Source organism: Acinetobacter sp. Root1280, from assembly GCF_001425285.1.
Lineage (GTDB): Bacteria > Pseudomonadota > Gammaproteobacteria > Pseudomonadales > Moraxellaceae > Acinetobacter > Acinetobacter guillouiae.
Window position 1 is genome coordinate 95,176 of the sequence record NZ_LMED01000001.1, and the last position, 21,981, is coordinate 117,156.

A 21,981-nucleotide genomic window follows, 5' to 3' on the forward strand; every position below is an offset into this window, starting at 1 on the left:
GCCGTTGTTGACCGCTCATAATTTATATAATCACTAAAGTTCATTCGGAAAATTAGGTGTGAGTGATGACAGAGCGTATTAGAGAAAAGCTGCAAATTTTAGCAGATGCTGCGAAGTATGATGTGTCATGTTCATCCAGTGGCAGTAACCGTAAAAACAAAGACAGTGGGCTAGGCAATACGGGGGCTGGAATTTGCCATAGTTATACCGAAGATGGTCGATGTGTGTCGCTGCTTAAAATCTTATTTTCCAATGTGTGTATTTTTGATTGCTCATATTGTGTTTCTCGCCGTTCTAATGATGTCAAACGAGCTGCTTTTACGGTACAAGAAGTTGTTGATTTAACCATTAATTTTTATAGAAGAAATTATATCGAAGGGCTGTTTCTCAGTTCAGGAATTTTTAAGTCAGCAGACTATACCATGGAGCGCATGCTACAAGTCGTTAAAAAGCTACGATTAGAAGAAAACTTTAATGGCTATATTCATCTTAAAACGATTCCAGGTGCTTCACAGGAGATTATCCATGAGGCAGGGCTTTATGTAGATCGGATGAGTATCAATTTAGAAATGCCTACCGCGGAAGGCCTTAAAAAGTTTGCTCCTGAAAAAACCCATGATGAAGTGCAAAAAGATTTGGGTATTATTCGAGATCGTTTGATTCAATTTAAAGATGAAAGAAAAATTATAAAAACTGTGCCGAAGTTTGTTCCAGCAGGACAAACAACTCAAATGGTGGTGGGCGCACATAATGAAACGGATCAGGATATTATCTTAATGGCTGATCATCACTACAAAGAATTTAAACTCAAACGGGTATATTTTTCGGGCTATATTCCGATTAATGATGAAGAAAAAGCATTGCCTTCAGTGGGTTCAGCACCGCCATTATTGCGTGAAAATAGATTGTATCAATCTGATTGGTTAATGCGATTTTATGGTTTTGAAGCGACTGAAATTGTCAATGCAAAGCATCCAAATTTAGACTTAGATATCGACCCCAAACTGAGCTGGGCGCTACGTCATCCTGAACAATTTCCTATCGATATCAATCAAGCTGAATATCGAATGATCTTAAGAGTCCCTGGAATTGGGGTACGTTCAGCTAAAAAGATTGTTCAAGCACGTCGCTTTGGTAAAATTCATATTGATCAAATCAAAAAATTGGGGATTGCTTATAATAGGGCAATGCATTTTATTCGTTGTGCAGATACTCCACCATTTTTAAAAGATCAATTACCCAGTCAAATTCGCCAGAAAATATTACAGACAGGGCATTCAAAATATACTCAACAACTTTCACCCCAGTTGGACTTGTTATTCTAAATGGCGAAATATATTTTTGATGGGACCATGACAGGGATTTTGTGCTGTGTATTTCGTGCATTTCAATTTAAAGAGTTCGATGTCATTGTCTCAAGTGAAAACAACACCCAAGCCGCTTTATTTGATGAAACGATTTTTGTTGAATCCAATGACGCTCAAGCCAATAGAGTTTGGCAAGGCCTAAAGTTAAAAGTTTCAGCAAGTGGTTTGCGTAATTTTTACTATACTTTTTTATCTGAACAGGAAGATGCTTTTCAACATCTGTTTAATTTTAGTGTTTATGCATTCTTCGCTCAAAAAGCGATTGATCGAGATTATGGTCATCCAGATGTTTTGGCACTGTCAAAATGGGCCAAACAAGTGGGAAGAGAAAAACATCGTATGGAAGCTTTTGTTCGCTTTAAAAAATGTAAAGATGAATTATTTTTAAGCTTGGTTAAGCCAGATTTCAATGTTTTGCCTTTGATCGAAAAGCATTTTAAAGCACGCTATCAAGACCAGCGCTGGCTTATTTATGATGAAAAACGAAATTTTGGTATCTATTATGATTTAAGACAGGTTCATCAAGTCAATATGAATGTCTTAGAAATTGATCAAAATATTCATCAAGGCTCTAGTCAGGATTTTAGTGTTGAATTAGATCATCAAGAGGTTCTATATGATCAGCTTTGGAAAGATTATTTTAACAGTGTAAATATTTCAGCGCGAAAAAACATTAAACTGCATATTCAATATGTACCAAAGCGATATTGGCGCTATATGAATGAGAAAACGATTTAAATATTTTTAAATCAATAATATGGGTTTGGTTTTGATGTGTAGCTGATTTTCTCTATTACATTCATGAATGAGTTTGGAAATTTGTCAATTCTTAGGTATTAAACTTGATTCTCTAATTATTCTATATTTCTAAGACTCGTGTTTTTTCAATTGAGTTTTTTTGGGAATCAAAAACCTTATAAATGCTAGTTTATAAGGTTTTAATGCATCTATCTGAAATAATATAAATCAGATATTTCGGGATTGATCATTTATTCACTTTGACTTAATCATCTAGCACTTTAGACTGTCGTTCATTATCTGCTTTCCCAATCTGCCAGTAAGAACAGGCATAACAATCTTCTTTGCCCCAATCACTTTGCTTTCTTAAGATATTACGACATGCGCGTACAGCTTGTAGTTCAGCGGTAATATGTGCAAAACGGCTTGCTGGTAGATTAATGAATTCAGGATGGCGTAACAACTCGTCAGCCAATAAGCTTTGTTGAAGCGGGTTCGGATTGAACAGCCATATTTGCTCTAAATCACCTTGCGTCTGCAGTTCGATTTGATCTTTTACAGTTGCCACTTCTGCAATGACATATACTTTGGCATCAGCTGTTAATTTTTCTAAGATCGCTTGAGTGACTGCAAGTCCCGTCCCATCGGTGATAATGAGATAATGATTTAGTCCTGTAGGGATTGAATTTTTAGCGGCAGTAGACATGGTTACGCCAATTTGATCTCCAGGTTGAGCAAGATCTGCCCAGTGACAAGCCACCGTATCTGTACCATGCATTGCAAACTCGATGGTTAGGGTTTTGTTGACTAAATCAATATCTCGATGGGTATAAGTCCGAATTTCTGGCATCATCTCAGGATTACTGACAATCCATTTACGTTGATTAAAATCAAAATCAGGAATTTCTATTGTGGTTTGATCATGCCTTGGAATAAAAATTTTATTGTTATCACCAATACTGGTGTGTTTGAATTTCTCTACATCTGCACAGTCAAAAATAATACGGATATAGTTTGGACCTAGATATATTTTCTCTTTCACTTGAATAAAAGTGCGATGTGCATTCAGCGCCATGATTTATTCCATATAAATAACAATAATTCTCATTATCGTATCGGCTTTTACATGAAAATGCCACTATTACCGTGAGAGTTGATGATAAAACTGCAAAGATGCTCAATATCCTGCATCAATAAATCATAAACAATTTAATCTATCCATTGGTATTATGCAGTATGAGGAGGAATAGCATAGGTTACAGAATCATATTTAGGTTTCTTTTTATACTCAGAAATAACCCCACCTAAAGATTCCGCGATATGGCGACTGGCATAATTTTCGACAGCTACAGGATAAATAAAATTTTTAAAACTCAAATTGACTGAAGCCCAATGAACCATGCTTGTTACCGCATCTTTACCAAATCCTGACTTATGTCGATCTTCTCGAATCCAAATGCCTAATTCAGGTGTTTCCGTTTGTATTTGATGCAGTCCTGCAAGGCCAAGAAACTCATGATTGGCAATGTTTCTGACGACGAAAATTAACTCATTCCCATCTTTAATATTCTCTAGCCATTTATGCCAGATCTCATCAAACTCTTGACGGCTTTGCGGAGGATCCCAAGCCATATATCGAGTCAAGGTGGGAGTAATATGCTGAAATACCTCATCAGCATCTAAAGATGTAAATGGTTTTAAAACAACTTGAGAAAAATGGATCTCTATATTATTCCAGTTCAAAAAAACCTCGAAAATTCAGAATTACAGTTAATTTATCGCATAGATGACAAAAGTTACATGGTTAAAATTAGGATAGTTTAAGCTAAAAACCAATCCTAAATTGAAGTCATCAATAGGGATGTCGATTCTAATTTTCTAATTCTATTCTGAATATCGAGTTTCAATTTAATCCCTGAACTCATAGCAATCAGAATTTTTATTGATCTACTTTAATCAATAACCCGCGGAGTAAAAGGTTTAGTGCTGTTCTTCCAGACTTGAGTCTTTGATTATGGTCTTCACCATCAGCTATCCAAAACGCGGTTTCAGCTAAACTGCCATAAATTAAGCAGGCGAGTGCTTGCGGATCAGCTTGCTCAATGATTCCTTGCTGGATAAGTTGTGCTATCTGTCTTTGCATAGAATCAATACAGTGCTGTTGCGAATCTATAGATGCACTACCCAATACCGCCCGTGCATCACGCAGTACGATGCGTTGATATTCTGATTCTATTGCCATGTCCAGATAAGTATGACAACGCTGACTAAATCCTGACCAAATATCTTTAGCTTGTTCGGAGATCATATCTAAACGTTGATCCATTTCATGATCGATTTGTGCGACGACTGCAGCCAGTAATCCTTTTTTATCACCAAAATGGTGATACAACGCACCACGAGTGAAACCTGCTTGTGCGGTGAGATCATCCATTGAGGTATCGGCATAACCGCGTTCACTAAAGACTTTTCGAGCCATTGCGATCAGTGCAGCACGGGTTTCTTCCATTTCAATACGTGTACGACGAACCATCAATTTCTCCTTACATACATTTCGTATGATTATTTACATACATTGCGTATGAATGTATGCTTTATTCATACGCAATGTATGTATTTTTACTGAATCCTTATATGTTTGCAAGAGATTGTATTCAGGAGAGTCTGATGATTGGTCCATATAGAGAACTATTTTTTGTCGCGGGGACCCAAGGTTTTGCTTTGGCTGGGCTATTGGCTCGGATTGCCTTACCGATGACCGGCATTGGTATCATTGTTATGTTGTCTCAAATGAGGGGGAGTTATGCGCTGGCAGGAGGAGTATCTGCGGTATTCGTATTGACATACGCATTAGTGTCGCCCCAAGTATCAAAGTTAGTTGATCAATATGGACAAAGCCGCATACTGCCTATCGTAACAACGATCAGCAGTATTGGTTTACTAGTATTGGTATTTGCTTCATGGTGGCGGGCAGCTGATTGGACGTTGTTTGTGGGTGCATTATTGGCGGGTTTTATGCCCAGTATATCTGCCATGGTAAGGGCGCGTTGGACGGCAATATATGCTGGACAAGCTCAATTACAAACCGCTTACTCACTAGAAACAGTACTTGATGAAGTCACCTTTATTATTGGCCCGCCATTGTCTGTTGGCTTATCGGTAGCAGTGTTACCACAAGCAAGTTTACTGGTTGCAACATTGTTGTTGATTATCGGTGTATTTTTACTGGTGTTACAACGAGGTACAGAACTCCAAATCGACATACAAGATTTAACTCATAAGCGTTCCAGCTCAATCATAATGCTTGTTCAGATACGCTTGCTGACATTGTTAATGGTTGGAATGGGGATCATTGTAGGCACGATTGATATCGTTAGTGTCGCCTTTGCTGAACATCTTGGTCAGCCTGCAGCTGCTAGTTTGGTGCTTTCTGCATATGCGTTAAGTTCATGTTTAGCTGGCTTATTATTTGGTGCAGTTAAATTGAAAATGTCTTTACAGCATCTTTTATTACTCGGAGGCGTGGCAACTGCAGCGAGTACATTACCCTTATTATGGGTGAATAGTATTACGATGTTGGCAAGTAGTGTTTTACTGGCAGGAGTATTTTTTGCACCGACGATGATCGTCGCAATGGCACTGGTTGAGCGCATTGTGCCAAAACATCGCCTGACGGAAGGTATGACATGGTTACTGGCTGGGTTAAATGTTGGTGTGGCACTAGGAGCAGCAATCTCTGGACAAATGGTTGATGGCTATGGGCTAAGATCGGGTTTTCTCGTTGCATTATGCGCAGGGGGTATGGTGTTGGTGATTGTATTATGGGGACATTACCGTATGGCTAATGACAGCATAGCCATATCAAATGATCCGTCATGATGATCAGCACGATTCTTTTTGCTGTGCTTCCTGGAGTGGTCTTCGATTGAGGGCTTTAGTTTAAGTGAATAACTGTGATTCATAAAAAAACCATTTCAGCGACTCAATGCGGAAATGGTTTTTATGAAATATGTGTGCTTAAGATAGCGTTAAAGGATTTTATCTAAAGCGTATTGTGTTGCTAATAGTGCGTTGGTTATGTAGTACATTGGTTTTGCTACAGAATAAAACTCTAATTTTCCCCACTATGTGTTAATTGCGTTTTAACTGCTCAATTCATTTTTTGCCCAGTTCGGATCATCTAACATTTGATGTACACGTTTCTTATCAACATCATTTTCCCATACACCAATCACTAAAGTTGCGACACAATTACCAATCAAGTTGCTTACTGCTCTTAAAATACCAATCAGCCAATCCACTGAAAGGATCAATACCAAGCCAATCGCCGGGATAACAGGAAAGCTGGATAAAGTCGCAGCGAGTACAACGATCGCTGATGCAGGAATGCCATGTGCTCCTTTTGAGGTAAATAAGGTGATTAAAAGAATCATGATGAGGTCTGAAATTGTTAGGTGAACACCTGTCGCTTGCGCGATAAATACAACAGCAAGGGTGAGATAAATTGAAAAGCCATCTAAGTTAAAAGAGTAACCCGATGGAATGACTAGGCTTACAGTGGAGTCTTTTATCCCTAATTTTTTTAGTTTATACATCACTTGCGGTAATACTGAATCAGAAGATGATGTTCCACATACAATGGTGATTTCCTCTCTAAAATAGCGAATGAGCTTAAAAATATTGAAACCTAAGAGTTTTAATACCAGACCAAGTATGACGATCACAAAAAAAATCACAGTTGCATAATAAATTAAGACCAAATAGCCCAAATTTAGTAAGGTTTCTATTCCAAATTTTGCCACGGTAAAAGAAATTGCACCAAAAACGCCGATAGGAGCCAGTTTGATGATGATGGACATGATTTTAAAAATAACTTGAGATATTTTGTCAATAAAAGAGGCGACAGGTTCACTGACATCTTTAGACAGCATAGATAATGCAACGCCAAATAAAATTGAAAAGACAACCACTTGCAGAATATCATTCCCTGTAAATGCGCCCACAGCGGTTTGAGGAATCATATTTAAAAAGAAATCAGATACGCCTGTAACTGCATGGATATTTTCATTGTACTTGGTCATTTGGGACGCATCTAAAGTTGAAATATCCACGTGCATACCATGCCCAGGTTTAAATATGTAGGCTGCGGCTAATCCTAAAATTAAAGCGATAGTGGTCATTATTTCAAAATAAATCAGCGTTTTTATTCCCACTTTCCCAGCTTTTTTTAAGTCTCCTGCACCATAGATTCCTAACACAATGACACAGAATATAAGCGGTGCAATCAGCATTTTGACAAGTTTGACAAAGCCATTACCAAACACTTGAAAATTGATCGCAATATGAGGCAAAAAGTAACCGAATAAACAACCAATCACCAATGCAATCATCACTTGTAAAAATAAAGAGCGTTTAATAAGCTTCATTGAGGAGATTCATAACTAAAAGGTCACTTGAAAAAGCAATAGTTATGCCATTTTTTGAATGAATAATTTTTGGTCTTTTCTGTAGTTTTTGTTATGGCGGTATTTGATGTTTAATACATAGGCTGCTTAATAGTGGTGTTTAATTATTTATAGATCAAAAAAATAAAAGGATATATAACAAGCCTTAAAACAATATCCTAAAACATTTAACAATAAGAAGCTAAAATTTGTACATCTACAATCGTATTTTTTGTTAGCTTGAAATATACCGTATTGTTGGAGTAAGAAAATGACTAAAAAAGTACTATTCATCACTTCCAATTCTGGCGTTGAGCATGATGAGCTTAAAAAACCTTTGGACTTTTTGACGAGCAAGGGCATAGAAAGCATACACGCTGCGATTGAATTAAACGATGTACGAACCGTTGTTCATGATGATGAAAAATCGGTGTCATATAGTCCGCATGCGATTTTGGAAAAAGTAGATCCAAGTGATTATGATTTGCTGGTTATTCCAGGGGGAACGGTCAATGCCGATCAATTGAGAATTGATGAGAATGCTAAGAAAATCATTCAATCCTTTACAGACCATAAGAAACCGATTGCTGCCATATGTCATGGACCATGGGCTTTAATCAATGCAGAAAGAATTAAAGATAAAAATTTGACTTCATATAAAAGTATTCGTATAGATTTAGAGAATGCAGGTGCAAACTGGATAGATGAAGAAGTTCATCGTTGTAATACGGGGGGATGGGTACTCATTACATCGCGTAATCCAGATGATATTCCTGCCTTTAATGAGGCGATATTAAAAGAGTTGGAATAAGTGAATAGAGCAGGCTAGGCAAAGTTTAAACTTTTGAGATAGCCCTTTAATCGAGGGTTATTTCATATAATCTTTGAATATGTTGGGTTTTAATTCCCCATACGGAACCAGATATTCTACGTTGATGATTTTCAAAACTTTGTCGATTCTCAAAAACTTCATGTACATCCCAAATTAAGGGATTTTGGCTTTGTTTGACCTCAAAAGAAACACAACCTTGTTCTTGTCTGGTTAACTTGATATGTTCTGGAAGACACTTGATTACGATATTTAATTCTTGTTCAGACACACAGATTAACTGACCACTTAGCTTAACCATAGCATTCTCATTGATAAAATATAGCTGTTGTTTTATGTAGGCGTAGGACGAGTCTTATATATTATTATTTATTGCGTAAAAATTTAATACCCATTTTTTATTGGATTGCTCACATATTACTTATAGAGAAGTGATACTTAAAATATAAGGTTAATATTTAGAGCGTAAATCGTCATATTTCTCAACATAAGAAAATAAAAATTTGTAGGAAAAGTCATAAAAAACGTAAAAGATCGCCACGATAAAATAAAGTTAAATCATAAAAAAACTTGAGCTTTTGAAAGAGCATAAAGGTGATGCTGACTCACTCTAAAAAGCAGTTGACCGCTACAGACTTCAATCTATTCAGATGAACAAGTGGATGAAGTTGCCTAAGTAGAGCACCAATTTTATAAACCATCCTATATTGCACTCATAAATAGCAAGCTTGCATTTTGACTAAAAAAAATTGATCTAAATTATTGCATATCAGTCTCACATATATAAAAAGAATATAAAAAACAGATTGTTAGTTTTTGGCATGGATCCTGCAAATGTAATTCAAACTTGTATACAAGATGGGATTCAAAAAATGTACTTAGAAAAAATGAGTGGCTGGACGATTAGTGATTGGCAACGGGCTTATCAAACTGGTGAAATTAATATCGAAAAATTGTGTGACTTAGTGAGTGAGTTTGATCCGCAGGATAATGCATGGATTTCAATTGCGACTGTCGAACAAATCAAACAACAGATTGAAGATCTTCAAATCGATTCTCATGACTTAGAGAATATTTATCAGCAATTTCCGTTATATGGAATTCCATTCGCAGTTAAAGACAATATTGATGTAAAAGGATTTGTATCTACAGCGGCATGTAAGATCATCTCTCATCCTGCTGAACAAGATGCCGCACTTGTCCAGTTATTGAAAAATGCTGGTGCGGTTGTCGTCGGTAAAACAAATTTGGACCAATTTGCAACTGGATTAGTTGGCACTCGATCTCCTTATGGCGCAGTTAAAAACAGCTTTAATCCAAATTATGTAAGTGGTGGATCAAGTTCTGGTTCAGCGAGCGTAGTGGCTCGTGGTCTGGTGCCTTTTTCATTGGGAACTGATACTGCAGGGTCTGGCCGTGTTCCAGCTGGTTTTAACAATATTGTGGGATTAAAACCAACCAAAGGGCGTTTTTCAAATCATGGTCTATTGCCTGCCTGTAAGACTGTTGATTGTATTTCGATTTTTGCTTTAACAGTTGTAGATGCTGAATATGTTGCCAATCTATTAGAAAAATATGATGCGCGAGATAGTTACTCGCGGAAAAATCCAAAAACAGCGCCAGCACGCTTTACCTCAAAACTCAATTTTGCAATACCCGACACTTTAAATTTTTTTGATGATCAACAATCGGAACAAGCGTTTAACCAAGCACTAAAATTACTTGAGTCTTTTCAGGCTTCTATTACAGAGATTGATTTTACGGCTTTTGAAAAACTCGCAGTACAACTTTATCAAGGACCTTGGGTGGCTGAACGAACTGCTGCTTTAGAAGATTTTATCGAACAAAATCCTGAAGCATTTGATCAAACAGTTTTAGAAATAGTTAAACAGGGTTATCAATACACAGCGATTGATGCTTACAACGCAGAGTATCTAAAACAAGATTTGGCACGTGAAATTCAGGAAAAATTGGCTCAATTTGATGCTTTGATCGTACCAACATCCCCCACAATTTACACAATCGAAGAAATGAAAATTGAACCCATTAAGTTTAACTCTCATTTTGGTACATATACTAATTTCACCAATTTGGCTGATTTAAGTGCACTGGCTTTACCCGCAGGGTTTCGAGAAGACGGCTTACCTTTTGGAATTACTTTAATTGCACCTGCTTGGCATGATGCTGCATTAACTCATTTTGGAAAACTCTGGCAGCGATATCTCGATTTAAAGTTAGGGGCAACACAAGCAAAATTGAAATCTACTCAACTGGATTTAACCCGATCTGATCATCATATCCGTGTGGCTGTTGTTGGGGCTCATTTAACAGGTATGCCACTGAATTTTCAATTGACCAACAGAGATGCTGTACATATTGAAACGACCAAAACTGCCAGTAAATATTCTCTATATGCATTGAATGGGACAGTGCCGCCTAAACCGGGCCTTGCACGTAATGAAGCTGAGGGGAAAGCCATTATTGTAGAACTTTGGGATATTCCAACTGCTCGTTTTGGGGAGTTTGTTGCAGAAATCCCGACACCACTGGGTATGGGAAATGTGGAACTTGAAGATGGGCGCTGGGTAAAAGGCTTTATCTGTGAACCTTATGGTTTGGAAGATGCAGAGAATATCAGTCATTTGGGAGGATGGCGGGCATATATCCAACAGCGAAATAATCCAGTACCAGCTGTATCGAATTAAGGGGGGAAAGCATCATGTTTCATACTGTATTAATTGCAAACCGTGGTGAAATTGCTGTAAGAGCCATTCGAACCTTAAAGAAATTAGGCATCAAAAGTATAGCTGTCTATTCAGACACAGATCGTTATGCTCAGCATGTATTAGATGCAGACCTCGCAGTTGCTTTACAGGGGATTAAGCCAGCAGATACGTATTTGAATATTGAAAAGTTAATCCGAATTGCAAAAGACACAGGCGCACAAGCGATTTTCCCGGGTTATGGTTTTCTTTCTGAAAGTGCTGAGTTCTCTCAAGCATGTGAGGAAAACGATATTGCATTTATGGGGCCTACAGCCGAGCAAATTTTAGAATTCGGACTAAAACATCGTGCACGTGAACTGGCGGCCATAGCCAATGTGCCAATGACACCCGGAACAGGTTTATTAAATAGTTTAGATGAAGCACTCGAAGCTGCGGAAACAATTGGTTATCCGATCATGCTGAAAAGTACCGCAGGTGGTGGCGGTATTGGTTTAACCCGCTGTGACTCAAAAGATGCCTTAATGGAAGCTTATGAAAGTGTGAAACGCTTAGGTGAGCAATTTTTTAAGGATGCTGGCGTCTTTTTAGAACGCTTTATAGATAAGGCTCGTCATGTAGAGGTACAGATATTTGGTGATGGTCAAGGTCAAGTGGTTGCTTTGGGAGAACGGGATTGTTCACTACAACGTCGTAACCAAAAAATTGTTGAAGAAACACCTGCAGCAAATTTACCTGACGCAACACGAAAAAAACTACATCAAGCTGCAATTGAGCTCGGAAAATCGGTTCAATATCGTAGCGCTGGAACCGTTGAGTTTATTTATGATGCAGCACGAGATGAGTTTTATTTCTTAGAGGTCAATACTCGACTACAAGTTGAACACCCTGTAACAGAAATGGTAACAGGGCTGGATTTAATCGAATGTATGCTAAAAGTCGCATCAGGGGATCGGTTGGATTGGGATGACTTAGCGCATATACAGCCCCAAGGTGCAGCTATAGAAGTTCGGGTCTACGCAGAAGACCCAGTTAAGAATTTTCAGCCGAGTCCAGGTGTTTTAACTGATGTTTATTTCCCTGAAGGAATTCGGGTTGATACATGGGTATCTACAGGCACTGAAATTTCTCAATATTTTGATCCAATGATTGCTAAGATCATCGTTCATGCTGAAAATCGTGAGGCTGCGATACAAAAGTTAAAACAAGCATTAGTTGAAGCACGACTCAACGGTATTAGTACCAATCTTGATTATGCGCGTGAGATTATTTCAGATGTTCGCTTTGAAAGTATGCAAATCTGGACACGGATGTTAGACGATTTTAAATATACACCTCGGGTGATTGAAGTGGTTCAGCCGGGAACATTAAGTTCGATTCAAGATTATCCTGGGCGTATTGGTTATTGGGATATTGGCGTCCCACCATCAGGCCCTATGGATGATTTTGCTTTCCAATTGGCAAATAAAATTGTAGGCAATGATGCTAAAGCTGCGGGTTTTGAATTTACCTTGATGGGGCCTACGTTAAAATTTCATGCTGATACCACCATTGCATTAACAGGTGCGCCATGTTCTGCATATCTTGACGATCAAACTATTCATTTTTGGCAACCGATCACAGTCAAGTCTGGACAGATACTTGAGTTAGGGCAAGTTGAATCCGGTTGTCGAACATATCTTTCAGTACGGGATGGTTTGGATGTCCCAGTATATTTAGGCAGTCGCTCGACTTTTGCATTAGGTAATTTTGGAGGTCATGCTGGTCGTACACTTCGTGCAGGTGATACGATTAAAATGGTGAATCCGACTTTACTTATGAATGAGTTACCTATTGCCATTGCACAACCACAAGCATTGTCTAACCACTTAATTCCAAGCTATAGCACCGAATGGAAAATCGGAGTGCTATATGGCCCACATGGCGCACCAGATTTTTTTAAACAAGAATATATTGAAGAATTCTTTGCTTCAGAATGGACGGTTCATTTTAACTCAAACCGTTTAGGAATTCGTTTAAGTGGGCCAACGCCTAGTTGGGCACGAGAAAATGGTGGAGAAGCTGGATTACATCCTTCCAATGTACACGATTGTGAATATGCCATTGGCGCAATCAACTTTACAGGTGATTTCCCTGTTATTTTAGCTAAAGATGGACCAAGTCTTGGTGGGTTTGTTTGCCCAGTAACGATTGCTAAAGCAGAATTATGGAAAATCGGACAACTTAAAGCAGATGATAAAATCTCTTTTTATCCATTAAGCGTAGAACAAGCGAATCAATTAGAACAACAGCAGCTAGATTTGATTGAAAACTTTTCAACTGCTGTTCCAGATGTAGCCCCTATTTCTAAAGCGGAAATGGGTACGACGATTTTGGCACAGAGAGAGGCTATGCAGCTTTCTCCAAAAACAGTTTATCGTCAAGCCGGAGATAGTTATATCTTACTTGAGTATGGTGACAATATTCTGGATCTTTCCCTTAGGTTACGTGTCCACAAATTGATAGAGCTGATACGTGCTCACAATATCGCAGGTATTTTAGAATTATCACCTGGTGTTCGTTCCTTGCAAATTAAATATGATGGTTTGATCATCCCGCAAAAAACGCTAATCGCTGAACTGCTCTATTTAGAAGAACAAATGGGAGATCTAAGCCAAATAAAAATACCATCACGTATCGTTTATTTACCCATGGCATTTGAAGATAGTGCCACCCTGAGTGCAGTTGAACGATATCAGGAAAGTGTTTGCGCCAAAGCACCATGGCTTCCAAATAATGTGGATTTTATTCAGCGAATTAATGGTTTGAAACACCGTGATGAAGTTAAACAAATCTTATTTAATGCAAATTATCTTGTGCTTGGATTAGGAGATGTTTATCTGACAGCACCTTGCGCAGTACCGATAGACCCGCGTCATCGTTTATTAAGCTCTAAATATAATCCAGCACGTACATTTACCGCAGAAGGGACTGTGGGAATTGGTGGTATGTACATGTGTATTTATGGAATGGATTCACCAGGTGGATACCAATTAATTGGTCGCACATTACCGATCTGGAATAAATTTAAAAAGAATAAACAATTTGGCGATAAACAATGGTTCCTGCAATTTTTTGACCAAATCAAATTTTTTGAGGTTACTGAAGCTGAATTAGATCAGTGGCGTTTAGATTTTGCCAATGGTCAAGCTCAAATTCAAATTGAAGAAACTGAATTTGATTATGCGCAATACTGTAAATTTTTAGAGGATGAAGCTGACAGCATCGAGGTCTTTAAAGAAAAACAACAGTTTGCTTTTAAAACTGAAGTTGAACGATGGAAAGAAGATTTTATCCATCCAGAAGAAACCCAAAAGGATTACATTGAACAGCAAGATTTTAGTCACTTTGTCGCTTTAAATGCATCAATGACAGGCAATATATGGAAAATATTGGTTGAACATGGTCAAGTGGTGAAGAAAGGTGAAACTGTAGCGATCATCGAGGCTATGAAAATGGAATTACCTGTATATGCATCTGAAGACGGTATTGTAAAAGCTGTGACTTGTCGCGCTGGTCAGACAGTACATAGTGGTGAGCCATTGGTCTATATGGAATAGGATATGACTGAAATAAAGAATTCTTTAAAAAGCTCAGACAATTTGTCTGAGCTGGTTTATCGAAGAATCAAGAATGATATTTTTGATTTTAAACTTATGCCGAGTGAGCGTTTTACTGAGTCAGAAATTGCTAAAACTTATCAAGTGAGTCGTACCCCTATACGTCAAGCTTTATATCGTTTACAGCAGGAAGGTTATGTAGAGGTTAGTTTTCGAAGTGGTTGGCAGGTGAGACCACTGAACTTTAGATATTATGAAGAACTGTATGATCTTCGCATCATTTTAGAAAAAGCAGCCATCGAAATACTTTGCGCTCATATTGGGGAGCCATCAATTGAGTTGGCAGTATTAAAAGATTTATGGTGTATCGAACCTGAGCAATACCTAAAAGATATTAAGGCGCTTTCTCAACAAGATGAAGATTTCCATTGTTCTCTTGTTCGTGCAGCAGGTAATCAGGAAATGGCACGAATACATCGAGAACTGAGTGAAAAAATTAGAATTATTCGTCGCTTAGATTTCTCCAAACAATATCGTATAGAGGCAACTTATGCTGAGCATCAGACTATTTTAGGTTTTATTTTTAGAAAAGAACGGCATTCTGCGCTAAATGCGACTACAGAGCATATCAAACAGAGCCGTGATGAGGTAAAGAAAATTACATTGCAAATGCTAGATTCTAGTCAATTTATTTAAGCTAAAATTTTGATTAATTGACTTATACTTCAATGCTTTTAAGGGAAGGATGATGAATATTTGTTGTAAATTGAGAGAAATGTATAAATGCTGAAAAATGAGGGGGCGCAAGTTCCACACTTCGATTAAAAGAAAAAAGCTAATTGACGATAAAGCAGATGTAAAATAGTTAATCAAGAATAGCAAACAACAAAAAACCACTTAGGATTAATGCACCTAAGTGGTTGTCTTATTTGGTGGGCCCGCCCAGACTTGAACTGGGGACCAACGGATTATGAGCGGAGACAGATTTTCATGGTTTTATAATATAAAACAATAGCTTGTAGCTTATGAAAATAGTAAAAGCGAATAAAATCAAAGAGACCACAGATAAATTTGGAAGTTTAAGAAAATTAAGGCTTTTGACTTTTCTAAGACAAAAATGACCCAAATATCAGTTTTTCTAGGTATAAGAATAATAAGCTATTTTTTGTGCAAAAAACTCACGAAAACCGCAAAAAGACCGCGGTCTACAACTGGACAGCAAAGATAGACCGCAGAAATATAAAGATTTTTCTATAGACCGCAAAGGCCATGCTTATTATAAGTAAAACACTAGACCTCAATAATAAAGATATTTAACTTATAAATTTTGAAAGTTCAAATTTGAATAAATCATCTTGTTCAAGCATAAATCTTTTAAATTCCTCATTTGCTATAATAGCACCATTTTTGTTTAAGGCTAAGTTTTTAAGTTGATTATTTTTTTCTAAAGCAAAAACAATATTACTACTTAAACCCAATCTGATATAATCATTACTTTCTTTATTAACTGTACCATAGATAAAGAGGTTATATTCATCCTCATTCAATAAATTAATATCAAATAGTACATTGGCAAACTTATAAAGTTTAAATGATAAAAAGTCTGACTCCATTTTTATTTTAACTAATGCGATATTAACCATTTCTTTTTCATTTTTTTCAGAAAGATCTATATAATTTTTAAAATAACTATCATCAGATATCGAAAACTCTCCATAGGATGAGCCAACATAAAAATTTTTACCAGCAAACTCTTCTCTAATTGAGTAAAAATATCTAAGCATATTCTTAATATTTTCACTCATATTTAGTTTTTGCCTATTTTCATTAAAAACTCTATAGAATTTTTTTGCTTCAACTTTAGCTAGGCGTAATAAATTTTTTTCATTAATTTCATCTTCAAGGTCTTCAATAAAAAATAGTGATATTTTGTCTAAAACATCTTTCTCGTTCCACTCATGGTTATTCTTATAAATTTTAAATTTCAACTCTAATATATTATAGGATTTTTCAAAATTCTTATATATAGAATCTATATTAGATTCAATTAGAGAGCACTTTAATTTAAATTCTTCATTATGATCATTTTTGATTAGAAAATCTTCTCTAAATTTGATCATATTTTCTGATTCAACTTCCAATTCAACCAATTTATCAGTAGTCATTTCTGTTTTATTTTTATCATTTTTATTAAAACTATAATTCAATAAAACAGGGTTAGCCACAACGTCAGTAAAAACACCTGTTTTTATTTTTGAAATTGTACTCCTTAACTTTGAATTTTTACTAGTGAAATTATCTGCATAGACAAAGTGAACATCAGGGTTTAATTTATTCAGGTTGTTATTATCCAAGTCAAAAACTTCATTTAATCTGTTGACGCGACCAATTAGGTTTATAAGTTTTTTTGTGTCTAACATGTAAGTATTTAAAATATATAAATTATCAATTGGAAGGTTTACACCTTCTAAAATAACTGAATTAGAAACCAAATATTTAATTTCAAATATTGATTTGAATTTATATTCAAGGTACTCTTTAACTATATCTGGTAACTTTCCATGTAAATATATTAATCCTTTTTTCACATAATCCACACAGTAGAAATCCTTGTGAATATTATCCGATAAGCTTTTGCTAATTAAATCTAAATTATCAGAGGTTTTATAGATTTTTTTTGAACAAATTTCTTCAGCAAGTAATTCAACACTTTTAGGTTTTCTAAGATAAAAAAAGTTTTTATTTTTTTCTTTGGAAAAAATATAATCCAAATAATTATGATATCGTTTAATATTATAATACTTATCCAGATATTTATTGTAGATGTAATGATTTTGATCTTGATCATAAAGATGTATTGATACTTCTTTAATATTAAAATCAATCCTCCGCTCAAAAACCTTTTGATCACCACTGTGCTTTATATTTTCAATATTAGCAATTAATGGTGACAAATATAGGACATTGCTTAATTTATTTCTAATTTCATTTAGTCGTATTAATCGTAATAGTAAAATACTTCTTATATCCTTATCCATTAGGTTGTGTGCTTCATCTATGACAAGAAGATCGAAACTTAATCCTTTATTTTTACTTAGTAGTCGTAAAGCTCGCTCTTGTGTGAATATAGAAATAAACTCATTTTCACCCATATACATTTCATCATGAAATATTATTTTTCTTTCATTAAAAAGTTTTTTTATTGTATTAAATGTTTGCATTAATAAAGATTTTGTTGGAACAATAATAGCAATCTTCGTATATTCTTTTCTTTTTAGAAATTCTTGAATAAGTTTACTTTTTCCAAAAGAGGTTGGTGCAATATATGCTTTTTCTATATATTTAGAATCTAATAAATCAACTCTATTTGTCTTTTGCTTAAATGTCTCAATGATTTCATCAAATTTATATTTATCTACTTTTGCATCAGAAATGACTTGAGATAAGTTATTTGATGCATTAAGATTTTTATCGAAAATAAACCTAGAAATAGGGTACCAGCCCATGTTTATTGATATATCATATAAAGGAGTATAATAATCATTAACTAAAGCTACTTTTAAAAGAATAAAATACGCAAATGTAAGGCAATTTTTTTCTATTTTATCATTTTCATATTTTTTTAGAAAAAGAATTGCACAACTCAATATAAAAGTTAACTCACTTTCACTAAGTTTTTCATTTAAAAATAATTTCTCGATATTCGTGGAAAATCTTTCATTTTCTTTTAACAATGATAAATTAATCATTAATTTCCTCCGATTCTAAAAAGTTAATAAAACTCTGTAGTTTTAATTTTGTAAGTACAATTAAATCAATTTTATTTGCATTAAAATCATTCAAGTCATCTATAGAATCCATGAAATTAATAATAAAATCCTCATTCCAATTATCATTCAAAAATATTGTTGAACAAGGAATTATGTTGTAATCTTCAATATTACCATATGATTCATCATCATATAAATTAGCAAGAGTTCTGATTTGCTTTTTTAAAGAATCTTTTGCTTTAATATCACCATGACTTGCATGATTATATGCATTTCTCCAAGGATTATTATTCCCCTTACTACTGGTACCGTCAAAGTATTTTTTCAAGTCACTATAAGCTTCTTTTAACTTATTTATATGTGATATCCCACTTGTTTTTTCATTTCCAGATTTACTTTCAACTATATATATTTTATCATCTTTTGTATAAACACCATCAAACCCTTTTTTTATTGAGGTTTCTTCCAAATTAAAAAAAAGAAACTCTTGTTTATATTCACAATCATTTAAATACAAATGTATGAAAAATTCTGCCACTGCTCCCATTTTTGTATTTTCATGTTTGCTTAGTATAAATTTAAGTAATCTCTTTTTTACTCTTACAACCCCTTCGGAGTCTTCCCCTTCGCAAATTTTAACTAAATACTTATCGATTAATTTTATTAGTTTTGCATCGTATGTACTAACTTTTAAAATATGCAAATCTTTACTTACATCTAATGCTTGCGAAAACACTTCCATGCTACACCATAAAATTTAAAAACCATATTTATTAAAATTCAAATTTTGAGTAATTTTTTAAAGGCTCATTTAACTTTAACTAAAATAATAGATTTATACTACTTTTAAATTTTAATGTTTACTATTATACCTTTATCTCAAATTGTAACCTAATATTATTCCAAAATTAACAAAACTCCCCCTTAACATCTCCACACAATACGATGGAACGGAACACACTTCCAAAAATTTCCCTCACTAGAAAAAACTCCCCCCACAAAAATTCTGCTACATCGTGCAGAAATAAGTTACTTTCAGATAGAGCCTCCTATGAAAGCGTAAGAGCTGAAAGTAACTTATTTGTGGACATTGGCCTATGCGAATGTTGGAATCAAGTTAAGAAGCTGATTAGGCCAACTTAACCAAATATTTAATCTAATTCCTCTACGGTTCCTTTTCGTAACATATTCGTCGCACCTGTATAAGCATCATAGGTTTTACCATCCATAATAAATGGCTCTTTAGGAACAAGATGTTTACCTTGCCAATCTTTTAGATGCAGATATTCAAAACCACCTTGAGCAATTCCTTGAAACTCAAGATAACGTCGCTCAGGTTTATTCTTATTCCGATCTTTAACATCAAAATATGTCGCAAGATAGTTAAGTGCTTTGCTTTCTTCAATTTCAAATGAATCAGAGCTAGAATTATAGGTCATCCCCTTAATAAGATAAGCTTTAATAATGGATTTCATTGGAAGGTTTGTCTGTTTCTGCACTGCCTTTAAAGTACTACACAGTAATTTACTTGCTTGTGGCCCTTTCAGTTTGTACTGATTGGTTAAGTATTTTTCGGGATTAAGCTTGTAAAACTTATGAGTTAGATTCCGCACAAACTCATTATCTTTATATGCATTAGCCACTTTAGAAATTGTATTGAAAATTCTCAGGGTTAGAATCTGATGAATATCATGGACATTGCCAATGTGTTGAGCTAAGTAGACAATTTCATTCAAAATTTGGGCAACTTTGTCAGGGTAAGGAGCAGGATTGCTTCCACGATAAGCTAAGTTATTAATGTATTCCTCATCTTGCTGTTTATGCTCAATAAACTTAGTGGATAACTGCTTTAAGGATTCAGGTTTTTTTAACCCTATTTGAAAGTTTTCCAAAAAAATTTTGAGCGCAGGGTTAATACTTTCAGCATAAGCCTTGTCAGCATTAACTTTTCGCTCATCAAAAAAATGAGTGATATAGCTAGGTGTAGCTGTTGTATCTTCGCAGAATTGAATTTTACAGTTCGGCAAGAATTGCTTAATACGCCACGCCATATATTCATAGCTACTATAAAAGTAGCTTGTGTCAATTAAATACAAGGCTGAAACAAGACTGGCCGTATTCTGAATTGATTTCCCTTGATATACAGCAAAAAGTTTACAATCAAACCAATCTTTGAAACTTTCATTCATTCGATTGACTTTATCATAAATGCTTGGTTTATCATTATCTTGAAAATCAAACTTATAGTCCTCGGCTAAACTTGCTAATGCATGAGCAATATCATTGACACGAGTAATAAAGTCATTCAAGCGTTTTTGGTGCTTACGGTGTAGTTTTTCAGGGTCTTGTTCAGATCTAGTCAAACCTGTGTGCAATAAGATGTGGCAGGGTACATTTGCAATGCGCAATCGACCAATAAATTGTACCAATTCTTCAACATGAGCCTGTTTACCCAAAACAAATACTGAATCAATTTCAATTTCAGGATTATTCAGATTGACAGCTTCATCCATGATTGAGGTTGTAAATACGATATCTACACCAGTTGGAATTTTTTGTGTTTCAAAAATATCTTTAACATCTGCTAAACCCTTGGTTTTACTATGTACCACAATACAGTTAAGTTTATAGCGTTGCTCAAAGTATTGCTTAAAACTTTCGCATTTATCCCTAGAATTCACACGTACAATAACTGTTTTACCGCATTTTCCTTTTGATGAATCCGATGATTTGATAAGTTCTCTAACTTTTTGCTCAATAATTGCGATAGCTGTGTATTGGTCCCCATTTGGTAAAGAGGTAACACGGATATCACGTACAGGAGGATTTTTATGTTTCACAAAAATTTCTTGATCAATCTCTATTTTAAGCTGATCAAATAGCTCTGCCGTTTTGGTTGCAGTTAAGAATAGACTCGTAGGAATCGAACGTTTTTGTAGATGCCAAATTATAGGCGTTAAAGCATCATCCCTAAATGAACCAGCAGAATATAATTTATGGGTTTCATCAATGACGAGTAGAGCTTCTTTCTTTTGTGAATTGCTCATTAATTGAAAGATTTTGTCGAATTTATCATATGTCGCAACAATAACACCTTTCCTCAAATTCATCCTCAAATTCATCCTCAAATTCATCCTCAAATTCATCCTCAAATTCATCCTCAAATTCATCCTCAAATTCATCCTCAAATTCATCCTCAAATTCGTCCTCAAATTCGTCCTCAAATTCGTCCTCAAATTCGTCCTCAAATTCATCCTCAATATGGTTATGGGGCACACAATTAGACTCGCACTCAACCAGATATTGATTTTGTAATTCAATGACTTTAGCTTGTGTAGGTACTAGAATGAGTACCAGTTTGAATTGAGCTTTTAAGTCCTCCATAGTGAACGTAGTCTTTCCTGCACCAGTGGGTGCAACTAGAAATGTTGATTTATTTGGCTCAATTTCCAAATATAAATCAGTTAAATATTGATTTTTGCAAAGCTGTAATTGGGATTTAAGCATGAGA

At 35.4% G+C, this 21,981-nt stretch carries 16 protein-coding genes; 7 read left to right on the top strand and 9 right to left on the bottom strand.

Annotated features, from left to right (window positions below):
* The first annotated feature begins 65 nt into the window (after positions 1–65).
* Both ASC84_RS00435 and ASC84_RS00440 read left to right on the top strand, forming a co-directional pair.
* Positions 66–1,325: a putative DNA modification/repair radical SAM protein gene (locus tag ASC84_RS00435; protein WP_056510602.1), complete on the top strand. Its 1,260-nt coding sequence runs from the start codon at positions 66–68 to the stop codon at positions 1,323–1,325.
* Entirely contained in the window at positions 1,326–2,105 is a 780-nt protein-coding gene (locus ASC84_RS00440; protein WP_004721052.1) for a TIGR03915 family putative DNA repair protein, read from the top strand.
* A gap of 265 nt (positions 2,106–2,370) precedes the next feature.
* Here the strand turns inward: ASC84_RS00440 and ASC84_RS00445 are convergent, their stop codons facing one another.
* From ASC84_RS00445 to ASC84_RS00455, 3 genes are all read right to left on the bottom strand, one after another.
* Entirely contained in the window at positions 2,371–3,180 is an 810-nt protein-coding gene (locus ASC84_RS00445) for a siderophore-interacting protein (RefSeq protein WP_056510604.1), read from the bottom strand.
* 152 nt (positions 3,181–3,332) lie between these two features.
* Positions 3,333–3,848: a GNAT family N-acetyltransferase gene (locus ASC84_RS00450; protein ID WP_056510607.1), complete on the bottom strand. Its 516-nt coding sequence runs from the start codon at positions 3,846–3,848 to the stop codon at positions 3,333–3,335.
* 196 nt (positions 3,849–4,044) lie between these two features.
* On the bottom strand, positions 4,045–4,638 hold the full coding sequence (locus tag ASC84_RS00455; protein ID WP_004721048.1) for a TetR/AcrR family transcriptional regulator: 594 nt from the start codon (positions 4,636–4,638) through the stop codon (positions 4,045–4,047).
* A gap of 134 nt (positions 4,639–4,772) precedes the next feature.
* Here ASC84_RS00455 and ASC84_RS00460 point away from each other — a divergent pair, with 134 nt between their 5' ends.
* Positions 4,773–5,984 carry an MFS transporter gene (locus ASC84_RS00460; RefSeq protein ID WP_056510611.1) on the top strand — a complete coding sequence of 404 codons (1,212 nt, stop codon included), beginning with the start codon at positions 4,773–4,775 and terminating at the stop codon, positions 5,982–5,984.
* Positions 5,985–6,247: 263 nt separating this feature from the next.
* Here ASC84_RS00460 and dctA read toward each other — a convergent pair whose 3' ends face one another.
* Positions 6,248–7,531 carry a C4-dicarboxylate transporter DctA gene (gene dctA / locus ASC84_RS00465; RefSeq protein ID WP_056510614.1) on the bottom strand — a complete coding sequence of 428 codons (1,284 nt, stop codon included), beginning with the start codon at positions 7,529–7,531 and terminating at the stop codon, positions 6,248–6,250.
* Positions 7,532–7,820: 289 nt separating this feature from the next.
* On the opposite strand from dctA, the gene ASC84_RS00470 reads away from it, so the two are divergent.
* On the top strand, positions 7,821–8,360 hold the full coding sequence (locus tag ASC84_RS00470; protein ID WP_004821051.1) for a type 1 glutamine amidotransferase domain-containing protein: 540 nt from the start codon (positions 7,821–7,823) through the stop codon (positions 8,358–8,360).
* Between the two features lie 46 nt (positions 8,361–8,406).
* Here ASC84_RS00470 and ASC84_RS00475 read toward each other — a convergent pair whose 3' ends face one another.
* Positions 8,407–8,679: a putative quinol monooxygenase gene (locus tag ASC84_RS00475; RefSeq protein WP_004721040.1), complete on the bottom strand. Its 273-nt coding sequence runs from the start codon at positions 8,677–8,679 to the stop codon at positions 8,407–8,409.
* Positions 8,680–9,250: 571 nt separating this feature from the next.
* Here ASC84_RS00475 and atzF point away from each other — a divergent pair.
* Genes atzF through ASC84_RS00490 form a run of 3 tightly spaced genes read left to right on the top strand, consistent with a single transcriptional unit; the run spans position 9,251 to position 15,396 of the window.
* Positions 9,251–11,083 carry an allophanate hydrolase gene (gene atzF / locus ASC84_RS00480; RefSeq protein WP_056511855.1) on the top strand — a complete coding sequence of 611 codons (1,833 nt, stop codon included), beginning with the start codon at positions 9,251–9,253 and terminating at the stop codon, positions 11,081–11,083.
* 14 nt (positions 11,084–11,097) lie between these two features.
* The gene (gene uca, locus ASC84_RS00485) at positions 11,098–14,700 is read left to right on the top strand and encodes an urea carboxylase (RefSeq protein WP_056510617.1); all 3,603 of its coding nucleotides are present in this window, start codon (positions 11,098–11,100) and stop codon (positions 14,698–14,700) included.
* Positions 14,701–14,703: 3 nt separating this feature from the next.
* Positions 14,704–15,396: a GntR family transcriptional regulator gene (locus ASC84_RS00490; protein WP_056510619.1), complete on the top strand. Its 693-nt coding sequence runs from the start codon at positions 14,704–14,706 to the stop codon at positions 15,394–15,396.
* 617 nt (positions 15,397–16,013) lie between these two features.
* On the opposite strand, the gene ASC84_RS00495 is transcribed toward ASC84_RS00490, so the two are convergent.
* From ASC84_RS00495 to ASC84_RS23015, 4 genes are all read right to left on the bottom strand, one after another.
* Complete coding sequence (locus ASC84_RS00495) at positions 16,014–18,449, bottom strand: DEAD/DEAH box helicase (RefSeq protein WP_056510622.1); 2,436 nt, start codon at positions 18,447–18,449, stop codon at positions 16,014–16,016.
* On the bottom strand, positions 18,442–19,212 hold the full coding sequence (locus ASC84_RS00500; protein ID WP_056510624.1) for a hypothetical protein: 771 nt from the start codon (positions 19,210–19,212) through the stop codon (positions 18,442–18,444). Before ASC84_RS00500 ends, ASC84_RS00495 begins: the two co-directional genes overlap by 8 nt.
* A 409-nt stretch (positions 19,213–19,621) precedes the next feature.
* Entirely contained in the window at positions 19,622–21,580 is a 1,959-nt protein-coding gene (locus tag ASC84_RS00505) for a hypothetical protein (protein ID WP_227515069.1), read from the bottom strand.
* Positions 21,543–21,977: a hypothetical protein gene (locus tag ASC84_RS23015; protein WP_201784130.1), complete on the bottom strand. Its 435-nt coding sequence runs from the start codon at positions 21,975–21,977 to the stop codon at positions 21,543–21,545. The genes ASC84_RS00505 and ASC84_RS23015 overlap by 38 nt, the downstream gene beginning before the upstream one ends.
* Positions 21,978–21,981 lie beyond the last annotated feature (4 nt).

Bases quoted from the DNA above. Each gene is read 5' to 3' on its own strand.
- ASC84_RS00470 (WP_004821051.1), top strand. From the start codon at position 7,821: ATGACTAAAAAAGTACTATTCATCACTTCCAATTCTGGCGTTGAGCAT.
- ASC84_RS00435 (WP_056510602.1), top strand. From the start codon at position 66: ATGACAGAGCGTATTAGAGAAAAGCTGCAAATTTTAGCAGATGCTGCG.
- uca (WP_056510617.1), top strand. From the start codon at position 11,098: ATGTTTCATACTGTATTAATTGCAAACCGTGGTGAAATTGCTGTAAGA.
- ASC84_RS23015 (WP_201784130.1), bottom strand. From the start codon at position 21,977: ATGCTTAAATCCCAATTACAGCTTTGCAAAAATCAATATTTAACTGAT.
- ASC84_RS00495 (WP_056510622.1), bottom strand. From the start codon at position 18,449: ATGATTAATTTATCATTGTTAAAAGAAAATGAAAGATTTTCCACGAAT.
- atzF (WP_056511855.1), top strand. From the start codon at position 9,251: ATGTACTTAGAAAAAATGAGTGGCTGGACGATTAGTGATTGGCAACGG.
- ASC84_RS00475 (WP_004721040.1), bottom strand. From the start codon at position 8,679: ATGGTTAAGCTAAGTGGTCAGTTAATCTGTGTGTCTGAACAAGAATTA.
- ASC84_RS00440 (WP_004721052.1), top strand. From the start codon at position 1,326: ATGGCGAAATATATTTTTGATGGGACCATGACAGGGATTTTGTGCTGT.
- ASC84_RS00500 (WP_056510624.1), bottom strand. From the start codon at position 19,212: ATGGAAGTGTTTTCGCAAGCATTAGATGTAAGTAAAGATTTGCATATT.
- ASC84_RS00455 (WP_004721048.1), bottom strand. From the start codon at position 4,638: ATGGTTCGTCGTACACGTATTGAAATGGAAGAAACCCGTGCTGCACTG.
- ASC84_RS00460 (WP_056510611.1), top strand. From the start codon at position 4,773: ATGATTGGTCCATATAGAGAACTATTTTTTGTCGCGGGGACCCAAGGT.
- ASC84_RS00505 (WP_227515069.1), bottom strand. From the start codon at position 21,580: ATGAATTTGAGGAAAGGTGTTATTGTTGCGACATATGATAAATTCGAC.
- dctA (WP_056510614.1), bottom strand. From the start codon at position 7,531: ATGAAGCTTATTAAACGCTCTTTATTTTTACAAGTGATGATTGCATTG.
- ASC84_RS00490 (WP_056510619.1), top strand. From the start codon at position 14,704: ATGACTGAAATAAAGAATTCTTTAAAAAGCTCAGACAATTTGTCTGAG.
- ASC84_RS00445 (WP_056510604.1), bottom strand. From the start codon at position 3,180: ATGGCGCTGAATGCACATCGCACTTTTATTCAAGTGAAAGAGAAAATA.